At 66.2% G+C, this 228-nt stretch carries 1 protein-coding gene; it reads left to right on the top strand.

Annotated features, from left to right (window positions below; translation table 11 throughout):
* Positions 1–228: carbohydrate porin (locus HNW77_RS17450; protein ID WP_172159360.1), on the top strand; the 228-nt coding region annotated here is incomplete at both ends.

Consider the following 228-nt stretch of genomic DNA (forward strand, 5'->3'; position numbering starts at 1 on the left):
CCTTGGTGCGGGCCTGGGAGCGGCCAGTCCCTGCCTCGCCTGGGCAGACAGGCGCGCCGGCCTGCCCGGGCAGGGCACCGAATACCATCTGGAACTGACCTATCAGGCCCAGGTCACGCCATGGATGGTCGTGCAGCCCGATTTCCAGTATGTGCTGAACCCTTCCGGCGGCATGGGCGACCCGTCCTGCCCAATGCGCCGTATCGGTAATGAAGCCGTATTCGGGCT

Origin of the sequence: Komagataeibacter melomenusus (assembly GCF_013155395.1) — a bacterium.
GTDB lineage: Bacteria > Pseudomonadota > Alphaproteobacteria > Acetobacterales > Acetobacteraceae > Komagataeibacter > Komagataeibacter melomenusus.